The sequence below is a fragment of the Streptomyces sp. NPDC012769 genome, assembly GCF_042901205.1.
GTDB lineage: Bacteria > Actinomycetota > Actinomycetes > Streptomycetales > Streptomycetaceae > Streptomyces.
Window position 1 is genome coordinate 38,945 of the sequence record NZ_JBIBCP010000001.1, and the last position, 18,485, is coordinate 57,429.

15 protein-coding genes are annotated in these 18,485 nt (G+C 69.8%); 14 read left to right on the plus strand and 1 reads right to left on the minus strand.

Annotation, left to right across the window (positions count from 1 at the left end; translation table 11 throughout):
- Positions 1-23 precede the first annotated feature (23 nt).
- The 14 genes from fxlM (at position 24) to ACFY7C_RS00275 (ending at position 15,220) form a co-directional block, all read left to right on the plus strand.
- Positions 24-2,408 carry a methyltransferase, FxLD system gene (fxlM, locus tag ACFY7C_RS00210; protein ID WP_389641430.1) on the plus strand — a complete coding sequence of 795 codons (2,385 nt, stop codon included), beginning with the start codon at positions 24-26 and terminating at the stop codon, positions 2,406-2,408.
- 100 nt (positions 2,409-2,508) lie between these two features.
- On the plus strand, positions 2,509-4,335 hold the full coding sequence (gene hemC, locus ACFY7C_RS00215) for a hydroxymethylbilane synthase (RefSeq protein ID WP_389641432.1): 1,827 nt from the start codon (positions 2,509-2,511) through the stop codon (positions 4,333-4,335).
- An 11-nt stretch (positions 4,336-4,346) separates the two neighbouring features.
- Positions 4,347-5,114: a PIG-L deacetylase family protein gene (locus ACFY7C_RS00220; protein WP_389645833.1), complete on the plus strand. Its 768-nt coding sequence runs from the start codon at positions 4,347-4,349 to the stop codon at positions 5,112-5,114.
- Between the two features lie 138 nt (positions 5,115-5,252).
- Positions 5,253-5,996, plus strand: a complete 744-nt coding sequence (locus ACFY7C_RS00225; protein WP_389641434.1) for a carbon-nitrogen hydrolase family protein — start codon at positions 5,253-5,255, stop codon at positions 5,994-5,996.
- A gap of 153 nt (positions 5,997-6,149) precedes the next feature.
- Entirely contained in the window at positions 6,150-6,605 is a 456-nt protein-coding gene (locus ACFY7C_RS00230; RefSeq protein ID WP_389641436.1) for a GFA family protein, read from the plus strand.
- Positions 6,606-6,700: 95 nt separating this feature from the next.
- On the plus strand, positions 6,701-7,735 hold the full coding sequence (locus tag ACFY7C_RS00235; RefSeq protein ID WP_389641438.1) for an NUDIX domain-containing protein: 1,035 nt from the start codon (positions 6,701-6,703) through the stop codon (positions 7,733-7,735).
- A 328-nt stretch (positions 7,736-8,063) separates the two neighbouring features.
- Complete coding sequence (locus tag ACFY7C_RS00240; RefSeq protein WP_389641440.1) at positions 8,064-8,687, plus strand: M15 family metallopeptidase; 624 nt, start codon at positions 8,064-8,066, stop codon at positions 8,685-8,687.
- Positions 8,688-8,717: 30 nt separating this feature from the next.
- Positions 8,718-8,900 carry a hypothetical protein gene (locus ACFY7C_RS00245; protein WP_389641442.1) on the plus strand — a complete coding sequence of 61 codons (183 nt, stop codon included), beginning with the start codon at positions 8,718-8,720 and terminating at the stop codon, positions 8,898-8,900.
- Between the two features lie 77 nt (positions 8,901-8,977).
- Positions 8,978-10,153, plus strand: coding sequence for a tyrosine-type recombinase/integrase (locus ACFY7C_RS00250; protein ID WP_389641444.1), 1,176 nt, complete (start codon positions 8,978-8,980; stop codon positions 10,151-10,153).
- Entirely contained in the window at positions 10,150-11,520 is a 1,371-nt protein-coding gene (locus tag ACFY7C_RS00255; protein ID WP_389641446.1) for a hypothetical protein, read from the plus strand. The genes ACFY7C_RS00250 and ACFY7C_RS00255 overlap by 4 nt, the downstream gene beginning before the upstream one ends.
- A 14-nt stretch (positions 11,521-11,534) precedes the next feature.
- Positions 11,535-12,776: a tyrosine-type recombinase/integrase gene (locus tag ACFY7C_RS00260; protein WP_389645836.1), complete on the plus strand. Its 1,242-nt coding sequence runs from the start codon at positions 11,535-11,537 to the stop codon at positions 12,774-12,776.
- Entirely contained in the window at positions 12,773-13,369 is a 597-nt protein-coding gene (locus ACFY7C_RS00265) for a DUF6262 family protein (RefSeq protein ID WP_389641448.1), read from the plus strand. The genes ACFY7C_RS00260 and ACFY7C_RS00265 overlap by 4 nt, the downstream gene beginning before the upstream one ends.
- A gap of 83 nt (positions 13,370-13,452) precedes the next feature.
- Entirely contained in the window at positions 13,453-14,334 is an 882-nt protein-coding gene (locus ACFY7C_RS00270) for an endonuclease/exonuclease/phosphatase family protein (RefSeq protein WP_389641450.1), read from the plus strand.
- A gap of 310 nt (positions 14,335-14,644) precedes the next feature.
- Positions 14,645-15,220, plus strand: a complete 576-nt coding sequence (locus ACFY7C_RS00275) for a hypothetical protein (protein ID WP_389641452.1) — start codon at positions 14,645-14,647, stop codon at positions 15,218-15,220.
- A gap of 121 nt (positions 15,221-15,341) precedes the next feature.
- On the opposite strand, the gene ACFY7C_RS00280 is transcribed toward ACFY7C_RS00275, so the two are convergent.
- Positions 15,342-18,485 carry a tetratricopeptide repeat protein gene (locus ACFY7C_RS00280; RefSeq protein WP_389641454.1) on the minus strand — a complete coding sequence of 1,048 codons (3,144 nt, stop codon included), beginning with the start codon at positions 18,483-18,485 and terminating at the stop codon, positions 15,342-15,344.

The window sequence follows — 18,485 nt, forward strand, 5'->3', positions numbered from 1 at the left end:
TACTACGCACGAGGAGCAGCACGTTGACGTACACCGCCCGCGACCAGTGGGAGCAGCACTACAGCGATGGCAAGAACTTCCGGCAGGTCGGTGAGCGCGAGCGGGAGCTGCTCGCCGAGCGGCTCCCGGCTCCCGACGGCGGTGGCCGGGCGCTTGACGTGGGCTGTGGCACCGGGGAGATGAGCGTCTATCTCGCCTCCCTCGGCTACGCCGTGGACGGCGTCGACTTCGCCGACAGTGCGATCGCGCGGGCCCGCGAGGAGCATGCCGGCGTCGAGGGCGTGCGCTGGCTGCAGATAGACGTCGAGCGCGATGACCCGGCCCCGCTGCACGAGGAGGGGTACGACCTGGTCGTGCTGCGGCTGATGTACCCGTTTCTGAAGGACCGCGGTCGCGTCGTTCACGGGCTGGGCGAGCGGCTACGGGATGGCGGCGCTCTCGTCATCATCACGCCGGTGGCGGAGAACACGCCTGAGGAGCGGCGCGGGATCGCCCTGGACGAGGACGAGATCGCCCTGGTCAGTTCCGGCTGGAAGTCGGTGGAGCAGCTGGACGCGGATGGTCTGGCCTTCCTGGTCCTGCGCGGCCACTGCCACACCGACACCCGGGCCGTCGAGAAGAGGCCGACCACCGGCCACGCCCTGACCGGCGCCCTCGCCGTCGTCACCGACGACGCCGGACGGGTCCTGCTCGGCAGGTCGAGGCGCGGCATGCTCGAACTGCCCGGCGGCAAGACCACCGGTCCGGAGGACTTCGCCGCCGCGGCGGTGCGCGAACTCGCCGAGGAGACCGGGCTGGTCGCCGAGCCGGCGGACGCGCACGTGGTGACGATGCTGGTCGACGACAGTCACGGCGTGCCCCGGCTCACGGCGGTCGTCCGCATCACCAGCTGGTCCGGGAGGCTCGCCAACCCCGAGCCTGACAAGTTCGATCGCTGGGAGTTCTTCGATCTGCACGCTTTGGCCTGCGCTGGCGAAGTGTTCGTTCCGGCGGCCCAGGCGCTGGATGCCGTGTGGCCCGGCGTCATTCCCGGCCTGCCGCCCGTGGTCTCCTACCCGATCTCCGCCGAGCAGCCGCCCGTGCCGGGTGAGCCTGCCGAGGCGGTCCGGCTGCGTCAGGCGATGGCCGAGACGGTGATCGACGGCGGCTGGGCCCTGTCCGAGCCGGTCCAGAAGGCGCTGCGGACCGTGCCGCGCCACCGCTTCGCCCCGGAAGCGGACCTCGCGACCGCGTACGACGGCGGCGACCGGGCCGTCATCACCCGGCGCGACGAGACCGGAGCGGCGATCAGCTCGGTGTCCGCGGCGTGGCTACAGGCCAACATGATCGAGCACCTGCGTCTGAAGCCGGATGCGGTCGTGTTCGAGGCGGGCTCCGGCGGCTACAACGCCGAGTTGATCGCCCACGTCACCGGACCCCACGGGCGGGTGGTCACCGTCGACATCGACTCGTGGGTCGTACGCCGCGCCCGCCGGTTCCTCACGGAGACCGGCAGCGGACGCGTCACCGCCGTCGAAGCCGACGCGGCCCACGGCGCGCCCGCTCACCTCGTGCCGCGCGGAGGATTCGACGGCAGCCTGATCACCTACAACTGCTGGGACATCGCCCCAGCCTGGCGGGAGCAACTGGCCGAGGGCGGCCGCCTGGTGCTGCCGCTGGAGATGGGCGGCTACACCCGGGCGGTCACCTTCGAGCGGCGCGGCCAGGTACTGCACGCCCGTCATTTCACCTACTGCGGCTTCGTCCGCGATCAGGGGCAGCAGGCCCGCAGGATCCCGGTCGTCTCGCTTCTCGATGGCGGGCTGACACTCCGCTTCGAGCACGGCACCGCCGCCGAGACAGCGGGCCTGGAGGAGGCGCTGCACAGGCCGCGGCACGAGGTCGCCACCGGCGTGACCATGGGGGCGGGCGCCTACTTCGGCTCCCTGCATCTGTACGCGGCCACGACCCTGCCCGCCTTCTGCCGGCTGGCCGCCCACCAGGACCCGGACGAGGGTATGACCGGCATCGCGAAGGACCGCGACACACCCGCGATCGTCGGCGACGCCTCGCTCGCCTACCTCACCCACGTCCAGACCCAAGACGGCGAACGCCGCGAGGACAAGCAGTGGGAGTGGGTCGTCCACGCCTTCGGCCAGCAGGGCCCCGAGCTCGCCGAGCAGCTCGCGGCCACGGTCCGGACCTGGGACCGCCACGTGCGCGCCGACGACAACAGCAAGCACACCGATCCCGTCCTGACCGTCCACCCGGCCGGCACACCCGACGATCTACTGCCCGCCGGGCACGTCGTGGACAAGGAGCACTGCCGCCTGGTGTTCCAGTGGCCGGGCCGAGGCAGGCACCTGCCGAGTCCGGCTCGGCACCACCGGGCAGCCCCCGCACCCGCACCGGTGCTGGAAGACAGGTGACCAAGCCGCGCGACACCACCTGATCAACAGTGCTTCCCGACCGCAGCAAACCGCCGCACCGCAGCGCGCACACCTCACCACACGGAGACCAGCGCCCGTTATGACCGCAACCCCCTCCACCCGCTCCCTGCGGCTCGGCACCCGCCCGAGCCCGATGGCCATGGAGCAGGCCGACCGGTTCGCCCATGCCTTCCGCACCCGGTACCCGCACATCCCCCTCGACATCGTCACCATCACCTCGGAAGGGGACCAGCACCGCGGCCCGCTCGCCCAGATCGGCGGCAAGGGCGCCTTCACCCGGCGCGCCGACGGGCACCTCCTCGGCTGCAGGGTCGAGGCCACCATCGCCTGCGCGAAGGACCTGCCAGGCCCCCACGACCGCGAGCCGGGAATCTCGGTCGGCGCGGTCCTGCCCCGGGAAGACGTCCGCGACGCCCTGGTGCTGCCCGCTGGGCACCCCCCGGCCACGCTCGCCTCACTGCTGCCCGGCACCCGGGTCGGCACCAGCGCTCCCCGCCGCGCCGCCCTCCTCAAAGCCCTCCACCCCAAGCTGGTTGCGGTGCCGATCCGGGGGAACGCCGACAGCCGCCTCCGCGACCTGGATTCCGGCGTACTGGGCGCCGACGTGATGATCGCCGCCCTCGCCGGTCTGCGCCGCCTCAATCTCGCCGACCGCGCCGGCGAGATCCTCGACCCCGCCGTGTGGCTACCCGCCTCCGGCGCCGGGATCGTCGTCATCGAGCACCGCACCGACGACCACGCCACCGGCAGCGTCCTCGCCCCGCTCACCCACTCCCCCACCCGGATCCTCCTCGACGCCGAACGCGCCACCCTCGCCGCCCTCCACGGCAACTGCCTGACCGCCGCCTCCGCCCACGCCACCCTCAACCCGACAGCCGACCTCGTCACCGTGCACGCCGTCGTCCTCGACCCGGAAGGAGGCACCCCGATCCGCAACGATCACAACCGGCCCCGCCGACCACCCCGCCGCCGTCGGCCAACGGGCCGCTCAGCAGCTGCTCGACGCGGGAGCCGCCCACCTCCTGGGAGCCCGGCCATGAACCGCAGCGAACTCCCGGCCGACCGGGCGGTGTTCACGCCGCCCAGCGAGGAGGCCGACCGGGTACGGATGCGTACGGCACACCGAGCCGCGGCCCGGGCGTTCGCGGTGAGGGCGGGCGGGCCGGAGGCATGGGGCTGGCAGGGCCGCACTCTCAGCCGCCGGGCCGGCCGCTGGTGGCTGCGCCTGGTCTGCGCGCCCGAGGACAAACGCGGGAGCCGGCTATGGGAGGGAAACGCCTCTGCCGACGCGTCCCTTCCCCGCACGGTGCCGCGGCCACGCCTCCATCAGGTCAGCGAGTGGACCCGCGGCGGCCACGCCTACCGCGCCGAGCTGTCCGAGTACATCGCTCAACCGGCCCTCCAGACCGGCGGCCCCGTCCTCACTTCCGAGGCCAACCTGCCGAACTTATGGTGGGGTGATCTACGCACCGCCCTCGCCACCACCGCGACGGTGCCAACCGACCGCCAAGCCGTACGCCGGCAGTGGATCGAACGCAACTTCGCCCGCTTCCTTGGCATCCCCGCACCCGCAGTCATCTCGTGGACGACCGGCCACGGCGACCTGCACTGGGCAAACCTCACCGGCCCACCGCTGGTCATCCTCGACTGGGAGGGATGGGGCCTGGTTCCCGTCGGCTTCGACGTCGGGCTCCTGCACGCGTACAGCCTCGCCCAACCGGCCACCGCCGCCACGATCCGCGCCGAGTTCGCCCACGTCCTGGACACTCCCGCCGGACGCACCGGTGAACTCGTCGCGCTCGCCCAGCTCCTCCAGGTCGCCGATCGCGGCGGCCACCCGGACCTCGCTCCGCACCTTGCCCGCCACGCCGAGCACCTCACCGGCACCCCAGTCCCCGTACCGTGACCGCCCCGGAGATCCCCGTGCTGCCCAGCTTGCTTGCCGTCTTCGCGCACCCGGACGACGAGTCCCTCCTCGCCGGGGGCGTCCTCGCCCAGCATGCCGCGGCCGGGGCCCGAACGGCGGTCGTCACCGCCACCTGGGCCCCGGACAGCGGACGGGCTCCCGAACTCGCCGACGCCCTGGCCATCCTGGGCGCCGGTGTCCCACGCCTGCTCGGCTACAACGACGTCCGCAACCCCGAGGCGGCCCCCGGCCAGCCCCGGCTCGTCGACGCCTCCCTCGACGAGGCAGTCGGCCGCCTCGTCGCCCACATCCGCGACTTCAAGCCCGATTTGGTCATCGGCCACGACGCGGTCGGCCAGCTGACCGGCCACCCCGACCACGTACGCACGCACCAGATCACCCTGCTCGCCGTCGAAGCCGCCGGCCTCGCCCACCTGCATCCCGAAGCAGGACCGCCCTGGCAGCCAGCCGCGCTGTACGCCGCCACGCACCCCGAGTCCGGCGTCGGCCTGCTCCGCCCGCTGCTCGAAGGGGTGGGCAAGGCCGTCCTCGCAGTGCCGGACTCGTACGTGACCACCAGAGTCGACGTCACCCCCTGGGCCGACGTGAAGTGGCGCGCGATCCTCGCGCACCGCGGCGAGGTCTCGCGCGAGCGAACCTTGCCCGGCATCCTCGCCCGCCTCCCCGAAGCCGACCGTGTCCGGATCATCCGGACCGAGCACTTCACCCGGCTCACCCTCGGCCCTACGAAGGGCGACCCAGCCCAGCTGACCATCTGACACCACGAGCAAGCACTCACCGATCGGAGAGAGATGCCTACGACTTCTACACCCGACGAACGTCCCAGCGTGGCCAGGACATTGCGACTGGCGATCGCGCAGAGCACGGTCCCGGAAGACCCCGCTGAGCGAGGAGCCATGCAGGCGCCCGGACAGGAGATCCGGTCCCTGATGGTCGAGGCCGCCGAGGCGGGTGCGCAGTTGGTGCAGTTCCCCGAGGGAGCGGTCGCCTACCCGAGCAAGCACGTGATGGCGGCAGGCCCGGCTGGCGAGCTGGTGCCGGCTGACTGGAGCCGTGCCGCGTGGGATGTCCTGCGTGAGGAAGCGGAGTCGATCACCGCGCTGGCGGGAGAGCTCGGCGTGTGGACGGTGTTCGGATCGATCCACCCCATCACACCGCCGAACCGGCCGCACAACAGCCTCTACATCGTCTCCGACCACGGGCAACTGGTCGCACGGTACGACAAGCGGTTCCTGTCGCACACCGAGGTGTCCTTCCTGTACTCCCCAGGACATCAGCCGCTCGTCATCGAGGTGGACGGCATCCGCTTCGGCTTCGCACTGTGCATCGAGGCCAACTTTCCGGAGATCTTCGCCGAGTACGAACGCCTGGATGTCGACTGCGTCCTGCTGTCGGTGATGGTCGACGACGCACCCCGGGCCCGTGTCGCTCAGGCGTACGGAACGCTCTACAACTACTGGATCGGCTACGCCATCCCGGCCCAGTTCAGCGCAACGGCGCCGTCCGGGATCGTGGCGCCCAGCGGCCGGTGGCTGGCGCGCTGCCCCGCGAACGGACATCCCGCCCTGGCGATCGCGGACATCGACCTCGACTCGCAGGACGAAGACATCAACATGGCCGTTCGCTGCGCCCGCCCCTAAAGGCGCTCTGCCCGAGCTGGACTCTACGACGAATGGACCCCCGTGGGAGACCCCCGCAGCGATGTCCGCACAGCGTTCTGAGGCCGCCTTACTGCCGGATTCGCCGGCCCCACCCTCTGGGCGCACTCCTACCTGCAACGAATCGAGAATCTGATGACCGTCGAGCCCTCGCCGGACCAGCCCTCCGCATACGTCCGATCCGAGGCCGTCCGGACCGGACACTGCCAATGCCTCCGCATCACATATCAGGTCGTCGGCGATCCGATCGACCCGCACTTGTGCTCATGCCCACACGAGACACGCATCTCCGGCGGTCCCGCAGTCCTCTGGGTCGGCTTCCGCAAGGACGGGCTGGCATGGACGGGGCCCGGTGGTGAGCCGACGTGGTACGCGACCTGGCCGACCCTGCGCCGAGGCTTCTGCCCGCACTGTGGAACGCACCTCATCTCGGTCGCCGATGACTCGGACATGGTCATGGTCACGGGCTTCAGCCTCGACGACCGCAGCGGCACCGCCCCCGTCGGACACTCCTTCCGCCACGCGGCGGCGCCGTGGATGACCATCGCCCTCGCTGACGACCCGCTCGCTCCGCAACCCCACTCACCCTGACGCCTTTCATACAGCCAACGGGACACGCCGAAGCCCCAAGACCCCCTCGGTCCCGGGCTGAAGCCCGGCCCACGACATGACCGGAGAAGGAAGAGATGACTACGACTTCTGCGCCCGACGAACGTCCCAGTGTGGCGATGAGGGAGGAGGCGTACGGCGCGCTGCGCGCCTCGGCCGCCCTGTGGGCCGGAACCTCAGTGCTGATCACCAACCAGCGAGGTCAGGTCCTGCTCCAGCGCGTGACCTACCGCCCCACCCGCCTGCTGCCCGGCGGCGCCGTCGACAAGGGCGAGTCCCCCGCACAGGGCGCTGCCCGGGAGATGGAGGAGGAGCTCGGCGTCACGGCGACCGTGACCCGCGGGCTGGCCGTCGACTGGGGCTCCCCCGCCGGCCGCACAACGCCCCCCGCGATGAAGTTTCCCGGCGAACTTTTGCACGTCTTCGACGGAGGCGTCTGGGACGCGGAGCAGATCGCGGCGATCCGGCCCCGCCCGGGCGAGATCGACGGCATCAACTTCGTCGAGCCCGCTGAGCTGCCCGCTCTGATGTCTCCCGGAGACGCCCGACGGGCCCTGTCCGCGCTCCGCGCCCGCATCAACGGCGGCGGCCCCGCGTTCCTGGAGGACGGGCTCCCCATCGCCCCCACCGTCCTTGACCGGGTCGGCGTCCTGCGTACCGCCCGAGCCTGCCACCACTTCCCCTTCCACACCCACCCCGCCCCCGACGACCTTACGGTCCGTCAGTCATGGGTCTGGGCCTTCGCCCCGGACGGGCGCGTCCTCGTGCTCCTCGAACCGGACACCGGCGCAGCGTGCCTGCCCGGCGGCACTCCAGAACCCGAGGATCACACAGACCCCGAGACCACATTGATCCGTGCAGCACGCAAGGAGGCCGCAGCCGAGCTGACCGGCGTCCGGTACCTCGGATATCTGTCCGACCTCGGCGAACGCTGTGCGCGCGTCCGCTTCGCCGCCGTCCTCACAAGCCTCGGCCCGGCCCCCGTCGATCCGGCCACCGGGCGCACCTACGTCCGGATCCTGGCCACCCCAGAGCAGGCCCTGGAACTCTTCGACTGGGGGCCACCCGCAGCTGAGCAGCTCAGGCGGTCCACCAGGCCCGCGGCCTCCTAGGCATCCCCAGGCCCGGTTGCCAGCCCGTCACCGAACTCAGCGGCCCCACCGCCTGGTAGCTCAGCACTGCCCGAAGCGACCCAGCCGACTCGAGGAACCCCACGCCCGAGACCGCAGCCTCGCCGCCCACGCATCTGCGCCCCGGCGCCCGCCCAGGAACAGACGACCCCATCGGGGCTCCGGTCCGGACCGGACGGCCGACAACACCACCGCCCCGCCCAGCGAGGAGACACTCCCGACGAGGCGCGCGGGAGCCCGCGCGCTGCCGACGAAGCAAGGAGTCCTGTTGAACACGAACCCTCAGGTTGCCGCTGGTTCTCTGATCGTGATGAGCGACCCGCGCGTGGCCGCCATTCCCGTCGTGGACTGCGGCGATACGCTCGTCGACGTCCGCGGTCATCTGCTAGTCGACGAGCGCAGGTCCGACCCGGCGGGCGCCTTCGCTCAACTCCGCCGCGGAGTTCTCGACCGGCTCCTTCATGCCCAGTCGCTCCTGCCCGCCGGCCTTCGCCTGCTCTACGTCGAGGGCTACCGCCCGCCCGACCTACAGCAGCGCTACTTCGAGGAGTACGCGGACGAGCTACGCGCCGCCAACCCGGCCTGGCCACAGGCCCAGGTCCACGCGGCCGCCAGCCGGTACGTGTCCCCGCCGGGGATCGCGCCTCACAGCGCCGGCGCCGCCGTCGACCTCACCCTCGTGGACGCCGACGGGAACGAGCTGGACATGGGCACACGCATGAACGCCAGCCCGGAGGAGTCCAACGGAGCCTGCTTCACGCACGCCGACTCGATCAGCAGCCACGCCCGGACGAACCGGACCATGCTCGCCACCGCCCTGTCCGCCGCCGGCCTCGTGAACTACGCGACGGAGTGGTGGCACTGGAGCTACGGCGATCGGTACTGGGCGCTGATGACGCACCAGCCGTCTGCCCTGTACGCCCGCCATCCCTGACCGCCCAAGAGCCTTTCATCGGGAGTTCCCATGAGCACCATACGCATTGCCACCTTCAACACTCTGTTCGGCGGCCACGCCGACTTCGGCTTCGGGACGGCGGACCGATGGGACGGGCAGATCGATTTCCTGCGCACGCTGCGCCCGGACATCCTGGCGCTCCAGTTTTCCGGCCGGACCAGGTGGTGTTCGGCACGTTCGCGGAGACGGTGACCGCGGACATCCCGCTCTCGTTTGCTGACCAGCGTCGTGGTGTTCGCCATGTCGCTGTTGGTCGGCACGGAGGGTACGTGGCACGCAAGTTGTTGCTCGGGCAGCTGCGGGTTCAGGAGATCAGTCACCGCGATGGCAGGGTGTCGTACACGATCCTTCAGCCCGGTGGGAGCATCCTCGATCGCGCCGACGGTTTCCTGGTGAGGTACGCGGGGGCCGGCACGGACCGCACCTACGCCTACCTGCTCGTGGATCACCTGCGGTGGCTGGAGAGCGAGGCGCTGTCGTTTGAGAGCGTGGGGTTCCAGGATCTGCAGCGGTACATGGGGGCGGTTGGCGCCGAGGTGCTGATTCCGTTCGGCTCGCCGTGGCGGGTCGGCAAGAAGCCGTACGGCGACAGCGCCTTGGCCGGCGCGGCCTCGTGCCTGAAGGGCTTCTATCTCCATCAGGCGGGCCTGGGCTTCAATCGAGCCCTGGCCAAGGAGCTGGATCTGCGGCGGCTGCCGACGAAGGCCGACCGTTCCCGCTCCCTGCTCGGCCATGCGGCCCGCACGGTGGCGTCGAATCCACTCGCACCGCGCCGGCCCCGTCGTCGGCACCCGAAGATGCTGCCCGACGGTGCTCGCGGCGAGCTGCAGAACGTCGTGTCCTCCCTTCGAGACCGCATGGCCATCGACTGGCTGAGCGACGGCGGCTTCCGTGCCGGAGAGCTGTGCGGGCTGCACCTGAGCGATCTGCATCTGCGGGAGAACGCCGAGTGCGGCGAGTGCCGGGGCCCGCATGCCCACGTCTGTCACCGGGACGGGCTTTCCAATCGGGCGCGGGCGAAGACCAAGTGGTCCTGGCGACTCGAGGGCGGGGTCATCCGCGGCGGGCTGATCAAGCGTGTCAGTCCGGCGATGATCCACTCGTACTTCGCGTACATGATGTCCGAGTACCCGCGCGAAGCCGCTCACGGAATGCTGATGGTCCAGCAGCACGGCCTGAGCCGTGGTCTGCCGTGGGCGGCCGAGGGCCTGCGCAAGATGATCTCACGGGCCGGTGTCCGTGCCAGGCTGGGCCGGATCCGCCCCCACCAGTTCCGGCACTCCTTCGCGACCGCGGTGCTGGACGCGTCGAACGGGAATCTCGTGGTCGCCAGGGACGCTGGCGGGTGGGCCTCGGTCGAGACCGTGGACGAGATCTACGCCCACGTCGACATCCACGACCCAATCTTCGACGCCGCCCTGCGCGCGGTCTGGGGTGTCGCATGAGCACGCCGATCCTCCTCCCCGTCGTCACCGGACCTGACCGGCGCCAGGGGCGGGACCGGCTGGAGATCCTCCAGGCGCTGCTCGCCGGCCCCACCATTGACGCGTTCTACGCCAAGGACCTCGTGAAGTTTCCCGAGGACCATCCCGTCTACGGGTGGAAGTGCCGTGTGACCGACTGCCATGGCCCGGCGGTGGGCGGCGGGGCGAAGGACATGTGCATCGTGCATCTCGAAGAGTTCCGGAGGCGGCTGAAGACCGAGGCGGACCTGACCAGGTACCACTTCCAGCAGACCGCGAAGCCCCGCGGAACCCTCATGAACGCCGATCCGCCGGACTGCCGAATCTGTCTGGAGCGACCCGCCCGCATGTCCACGGTCGAACTGTGCGAGCGCCACTACAGAAGACATCTTCGAGCCCTCGCCCGCGGCGACGCCGTCGACTTCGAGCAGTGGTGCGCGAACGAGAAGCCGCTGCGAGCTTTCGGCGAGTGCGTCGTGTCCGTCTGCCATGTGCGGGCCCACAGTCCGCTGGGGCTGTGCCTGAGCCACGAGCGGCGCTACCAGAGCGTTGGCCGCCCGGGGCGGGCCCGTGTGACCATCCCGAGATGGGTGCCGGCATTCGAGTTGCACGGGATGACCATCCCCATCGACTACGACGACGAGGCGGCGTACCACTCCTGGTGCGCGACCGAGCCAGTGTTCTACCGGCCGGGCCAAGTGAGCCTTCGGGGGCTTCCGCCGCTGCTCAAGGCGGAGTTGCAGTGGGGGCTGTTCGCCCGCTCCCAGAGACGCGAGCACACCTTCTGGTCCTTGCAATGGGTGCAGACCCTGGTCAATCACTGCCGACGAGGAGGGTGGGCCTCGCTGTTCGACGTCGAGCCCGACGAGTTCGCCCACACGTCCAGGATGATCGTCCAGGACTTCCGCAACGAGCTCCGGCTGGTCTACCACTCGCCACCACCCGGGATGCCGGGTTCATCGAGACCGATCACTTCGGGATCCGGCTGGGCCGGGACCGGCACAGCCACTTCGATCTCACCCAGGTCCCCCAGCGGTGGCTGCGGGACCTGCTGTGGGACAACCTCGCCAAGCGGCTTCGCGATCCGAAGGGCGCCCGCAGCGCCAATCCGTTCGACTCCGCGCGGCGGGCGGCGGTCGAGCTGGGCGCCTTCCTCGCGATCACGGCCCCCGAGGGCGGTCATGAGCCACGCCTGCTCACCCAGGCCCACATGGACGCGTTCGTTGTCGATCAGCGGCACAGAGCACGCGACCGGCTGCCATCGCTGGGCATTCACCGCTACCGCACCATGGAGCCCGCCATCTGCTCGGAGAGCTCGCGACGCACCAACTTCAACTACGCCCGGGTGATCCTGCGGGAGGCGATGGACAGCGGCGTCACCGACGAGATCGGGCTCTCCCGGGAGTTCATCTGCGCCCTGCCCACCGGGGGCAGTCCCACCGAGCGATCGCGGAGTCCGTTCACCGACGAGGCCGCCCGGGCCCTGGCCGCGGAGGCCAACCTCCAGCAGCTCGCCGACGACTTCGATCCCAACGACCGCGGCATCCGCGACATCTGGGAAACGCTCGTCTTCACGGGCCGTCGCGCCAACGAGGTCATCAGGCTCCGGCTCGACTGCGTCGGGCGCTACGGCGGGCTTCCCCTGCTGTGGCACGACCAGACGAAGGTCGGCAACCTCGACGAGGCCATCCGCATCCCCGAGCGGGTCTTCGATCTCGTCACACGCCGGCAGAAGATCACGCTCCGGCGGTTCGTGGACCGCCACGGCCGCCCGCCCACTGCGACGGAACGCAAGGAACTTGCCCTGTTCGCCTCCGGCAACCGCAATCCCCACCTGCGCCGGCCCATTTCCTACGGCTGGTTCCAGAGCAGCTTCCGCGCGTGGGTCGTGCAGCTCGACCTGGGATCGTGCGTCCCGCACCAGGCCCGGCACACGCTGGCCACGAAGCTGCTGCGCAGCGGGGCGAGCATGCAGCAGATCAAGAAGTACATGGGGCAGATCTCGACCCGCATGGCCGAGCACTACGCGAAGGTCGCCAGTTCGGAGATCGAGGACGCCCTGCAGCTCGTCTGGGTGGCCGGTCCGGGGGCGGCCGTCCCCGGCGAGGTGCTCTCCTCGCCGTCGGTCTCAAGGCCCCTAACCGCGGCCGAGGCCCAGGCGATGGCGTTGGACCTGTCCAGGCGCAGTACGCCGACCGAGGGCGGGTTCTGCACGTTCCAGCCCGTGGTCGACGGCAGCGCCTGCCCCTGGAAGCTGAACTGCGAGGGGTGCGACCGGTTCGTCTTGTCGGGTGCGGACTTGCTCTACTGGCGCCGTAAGCGGGATCAGTGGCGCTCGCTGGCCGAGCGGGCGCCGGACGACGCCACGGCGGACTACCTGCACAAGGTGTTCGAACCGACGGCTCAGGCGATCGACGGGCTGGAGCGTGCCCTTGCCGGAATGGGCCTGCTGGAGGAGGCACTTGCCCTCGACCTGCGTCGGCCACAGGACTACTTCCACCGCATCTGGAACACCGGCTTCCTCGCCCAGGACCTCGTCGCCCTCGAGGAACCGGACACCGGCGCCCTCGAAACCGATGATCTGTGCACGGAGGTGCCAGCGTGACCGAGCACACCGCGAAGTCGCCACGCACCGCCCAGGCGCTCGAGGCCCGTCGCGAGCGCACGCAGCTCATGCTCAGCCGCATCAGCGAGGCGGTCGAGGCCATGCTCAAGGGCAGGATCCCGATCACGGTCGCTGCGGTGGCGCGTCAGGCCGACGTCTCACGCACCTTTCTCTACGAACACGCTGAGGCTCGCGCCCTCATCGAACAGGCTGCGGCCAAGGCTGCTGGGCGCCGCGCCGAGGGCCGCCGGGCCGAGCAGGAGGCGATGGACGCGGCCTGGCGGGAGCGAGCACTCAACGCCGAGGACGGCCTCAAAGCCACCCAGGCCGAGATCCTCGCTCAGCGCCGCCACATCGGGCAGCTCCTCGGACAGGTGCGCGACCTACAAACGCCCTGGGCCGAGCAGGACATCGTCCGGATCACAACGGAGAACGCAAACCTCAAGCGAAAGGTTGAGGCCCTGACCGCCGAGAACCGGTCGCTGGAGAGCCGGCTGGCCGCCTCCCGCGACAACGCACGCTTCGCCGACCGGCGCATCGCCGAGCTGGAGGCCCAGCTCCTGGAAAGGGAAGGCATCGTGCCCCAGCGATAGACACCGGTCCGCGCCGAGCCGGCGCAGACCCTCGGGCCGACACAATCCGTACGACTCACACCGCGTACCAGGAAGGGACGAGCATGCAACTGACCGTAGTCATACAGGATCTGGGGATGGGTGGCCTGCAGGACGGTGACGGCAATCCCCAAGACCGATGGCCCCAGCTGGCGCAGCGGATCAACGGCGCGGCGGAGCGCGTCGACGTCGTCCTGCTGTGCGAGGCGACGGGATGGGACCGCTACGGCCACAAGCAGCTCGCCCGCGCCATGGCCGACCTGGACCTCGACGCGGCCCCACTGCCCCCGTCGAGAAGCGGCATCGGAACCGCGCTGCTCTACCGGCGTGAGGTGCTGGGCCGGTGGGTCCGCCACAACGCCGACTTCGGCCTCGAAGTTCTGCACGGCATCGCCGTGACCAGCTTCGACATCCCCGGACTGCCGGCTCCCTTGAGCTTCATGCCGGTCCACTTCACGCCCATGTCCGCCGAGCAGGCACTCATCGAGGCCAACTACGCCGCCACCCGCTGCTACAAGTACGGGCCGTTCGCGGTCCTCGGCGGGGACGTCAACTACGCCCCGGCTTCGTCCAGGCACCCGCTCCCGGACTTCTCCGAGATGAGACCGTACAACCTGGGCTCGCGCACCCTCCTGCCCGACAGCGACTTCGACCCGGCAGCCGCCCCCGAACCCGACCGCCGGGGCGCGCGCAAGCTCGTTCAGAACGGATACTTAGACGTCGCCTGGCATCTGTTCGAAACGTCGCGTGGAGAGGACACTGCACTACTCGCACCGACCGGCACGAACGACCGGATCGACCAGGCGTGGGTGTCCGCCCCTCTGGCAAACGCAGTCTCCGACTACCGTCTGCTCGACGAGCCGGAGGGCGCCAGCGACCACTGCGGTCTGGCCTTTACCATCAACACCGACGCCATCGACACAGCCAGCCCCTGGACATACCGCTAAGGGCAGCCCCGCAGCTGATACCAATCACCGCGTGTCGAGCCTTCGCCCGGAATATACCCTTCCTACCGTTTCCCCTATGGGTCACTTCTGCACCGACTGCGGGTACCGATATTCGGACGATGAGATCGAGGAGTCGGCATCGAAGGAGCGTCAGTGCCCGCAGTGCGGGAGCAAGCGAGTCAGCGTTAGAGCACCTGCTGGCCCCGCGGCTGCTTCCGCTCACGCTCGCGGCCCCAAAGAGATTGCGGTCGCGGCCCGTCTGTGGCCGCGCTGGGCAGGCATTGCGATTGACCGTGCGCTGGCGGCCCGCGTGGCTCGTGAGCAGGCTGTGGGAGCGATCGATGCCGCTGCGGAGTCTTCCGCACTGAATGAGGAGTTCGATGCTGCGCTGGTCGCCGTGGCCGCCTCAGCGCTCACGCTGGATGCCCTCTACGGCTCGGTCGCACCAGCGGATCGCCGGGCCGTGTGGAGGCGCAACCACACCCCGCGACGCTCGGCGATCCGCGAGGGCCTGAAGCTCGTGTTCGCAACCGGGCCTCGCAACACCGCCTGGGTCGACGAGTTCAAGTGGTTGTTCTGCCTTCGGGACGCGTCGGTCCACCACGAGGAGAAGCCCAGAAAGACGGTTTCCCATCCGCCCCTGGGTACGCACACGGGCCCGGAGTACGTCGCCTACTCGACAGAATCGGCAGACCGGGCAGTCGGACTGATGCTGGAGGTCCTGCGCTGGTGTGTCGACCATCCAAAGCCACACAAACCCACCACCGGCCCCCAGTCACCCACTGCCGAGCAGTGGGCCGAGGTCAACAAGCCGTTGGTAACTGATCTGGAGAGCCGTTGGACTGCGGCGCAAGCGTCGGCGAAACCGGGTCCACCGATTGGGTGACGGAAGCGGCGTGAGGGCGGAGTTTGCAACAGACAGGCTCCCGTGCCGGTAAGCGAGATGTTCGACGTCTCAACTCACTGGCGCAGGAGCCCTGTCCTATTCTGCCGCATCGGAGACCAGCTCAGAACCCAAGCACCCGAAGCCGGTTCAGAGCGGCGATCGCGTCCGTATGCCCCTTCTCCGCGGCCAGGGTGTACATGGGGATGGCATCCTGGATCCGGCCCCTCTGCTCCCACACGGCCCCCAGGGTGTGGGCTCCGATCGGCTCGCCCGCCTGTGCCGCGTACTGCCACCATTTGATTGCCGCATCCTCATGCTCCTGTTCCAGGCACATGAGGCCGAGGACCGTGGCCGCCAGCGCGTACCCTGTTGTAGCGGCCTGGTAGAGCATCGCCCACGCCTCTTCTGTGCGCCCCTGATCCTTGAGCTGCACCCCCAGGATGCCGGCCGCCTCGGCACTCCCGGCCCCGGCTGCCTTGCGGAGCCACGGCTCGGCCTCTTCCCTGCGGTCGAGACCGTGGAGGAGCTTGCCGAGTTCCTCTGCCGCGGATGACTGGCCGCCTTCGTCCGCTCGCCTGAGCCAGGATTCCGCCTCGTCGAGGGTTCCCTGCTGCTTGAGCAGGAGCCCTAGGGTGAGCGCGGCGCCGGAGGACCGCCCGCTTTCGGCGGCGCCGCGCAGCCAGGCCATGCCCTCGTTTCCCGAACCTCTGTTGATCAGCGCGACGCCCAGCATCATGGCCGCGTCGGCATGACCCATCTCCGCCGCTGAACGGAATGACGCCTCGGACTGGTCCGCCTGGCCAGCGTCACGGAGACGGAGCCCGGCGGCGAACGCCTCGTCGGCTCGTTGTTCGTCCTGCTGCGTGACTGCTGCCGACTGTGACTGCGCTCCCTGTCCTCGCAGTGTCGCGAGGTGTTCGGCGGCCTCAGGCACACCCAGCTCGACCGCTTTCTCGAACCACTCTTCAGCGTCCTGAGGGCGTTCCTGCTGGCTCAGGAGCAGGCCCAGGAGATACGCAGCCGTGGGAACGCCGGCCTTTGCCGCCTGCGCAAGCCATCTGTGCGCTTCCTCGTACTGGCCAGCCTCTGCGTAGTGAACCCCCAGGCGACTGCTCGCGAGGGACTCGCCTGCCTGGGCGGCCCGCTCGAGCCAATCGACGGCTTCCGAAGGGCTCTGCTCCATCAGGTGGAAGCCGAGCCGGTACGCCGCCTCCGAGGATCCGTCCGCCGCGGCCTCGCGCCACCACCGCAGGGCTTCGTCGGCTCTTTCCTGAGCGGCGAGAGCGCGCCCCAGCAGAACTTTAGCCTCTGTACGCCCTTCATAGTCGTCTTCGGTTGCCTGGGCCAGCCATGGCTCCGCCTCGCCTGCCCGGTCCTGAGCCAGCAGGGCCTGCCCGAGGTGATGCGCGGCGAGCGGACTGCCGCCGGCCTCGGCCACAGCGCGCCAGAAGGGCTCCGCTTCGGTGAAACGAGTCTGCGCAGAGAGGATCATCGCCAGGAAGGCTCCGGCAATCTGCGCGCTCTTGCCGCCGAGCGCGAACGCCTTGCGGAACCATGTTTCCGCCGTGGCGAGGTCGCGATCATTCTGGGCTGCGAGCCCCAGGAAGACCATCGCCTCACTGTCGCCGGCCTCCGCAGCCTTGACGAACCAGGGAAGGGCTTCATCTTTTCTGCCCTGCCCGTCGAGTGCCTTGCCCAGGACACGGCATGCGTCTGTGTCGCCCTCCTCGGCCTGCGGGCGCAGCAGACTTTCGGCCTCCGCGTACTTCTCCTGGCTGATCAGGATCGTGCCGAGGTGCACGCCCGCACCAGGGATCGCGGATCCCGTTGCCAGTGCCTCACGCAGATGGACCTCGGCCTCGGCAAACCGCTCCTCGGCGCAGAGGAGCACACCGAACAGGGACCTGCAGAAGGCGTGCCGCTGCGGATCGACGGCAGTGGCAATCAGCTGCTGCTCCAGGCACTCCTCGGCGTCGCGCAGCCTTTCTTGTCCCAGAAGAGCCCGGCACAGGCCCATGAGTGCGACGTCGTAATCGGTTTCGAGCAGCTCACGGAAGATGCCCTCCGCGATGTCGTACTGCTCCTCGCTGATCGCCGCTTCCGCGACGTCCGCCCGCTCGGTTTCGGCGACGATCTGCAAGGCGGCGTCCCACATGACCTCTGGGACGGGAGACGCGGTGGCATCCCGCTGTGTGGTGTCGACAAGGTAGTCGAACACCGTGATGTGCCCCTCGGAGTCAGTGGGCAGAAGCAAACTGGTGGTGGCCCTGACCTGAGCGGTCGCCCACTCCAGGGCCTGGGGGATGGGCTCGGGGCGAAGCCGAGCACCGCCCCGCCCGCGCAGATAGTGCCCGTGCAGTTGTTCCAGCATCGACAGCGGAAGGGGAGCGCGCACTCCGGCACGACGAAGGTCCACACCGGCAGCTACGAGGGCCGCGCCCCGTGGATGAGCCCCGGGCGCCCACCCGTTGAGCCAGGCTGTCATGAGGTCGGGGCCGGCCGCCAGGTACTCGCCGAGCCCGTATTCGTCCGAACGGGTCAGCGCCTCCGTGAGCCGAGAGTCTTCGGTCCCCTGGGCACGGCCCAGTTCGGCCGATGACCACCGCCGCTCCACGCGGACCACGTGATCGGCCTGCCTGAGAACATCGTCGCCGGCGAGGCGGTGCCCGTCCCCGCCCGGCCCGGACCGCAGCCGTGAGTACTCCTCCACACGCATAGTCGCCAGGAGTGCCACACCCTTCCGCCGCATCAGGCGCAACCACGGGACGGTCAGGCGAGCCGCCCCCAGGTACTGCTCGAGATCGTCGAGCCAGACGATCACCGGCATCCCGTCCGGGATCTTCTGGAGCCCGCTGATCAGATCATGGGGCGGTACGTGAAGCAGTCGGTGGTCCGGAACGACAGTGCGCGCGCCTTCGAAGGCACACCGGCTCTTACCCGCGGTGGACTCGCCGAGGACCAGAACCAGGCCACCGGACCCGGCGACGGCCCGCAGCGCGTCGTGCAGCGCGGCGTCACTGTCCCGCGGCACGTAGGGTGGAAGTTGTGGCTCCCCATCCCGTCCTGTGGCGGTCGGGTGTACGCCCATGTGAAGGGGCGTCTCCACGTTCCGTAGGAGGGGCCACTCCGCCGGCGGAGGCACATCGGCCCCCGGTGCGCGCGCGACGACTGTGGTGATCTGGATGTTGTTGTCGCCGACCTGGACACCGTACGCCTGACGGGCGTCAACCGGCTTCGAACCCGAAGCAGTCGTGTGCTCGCTCAC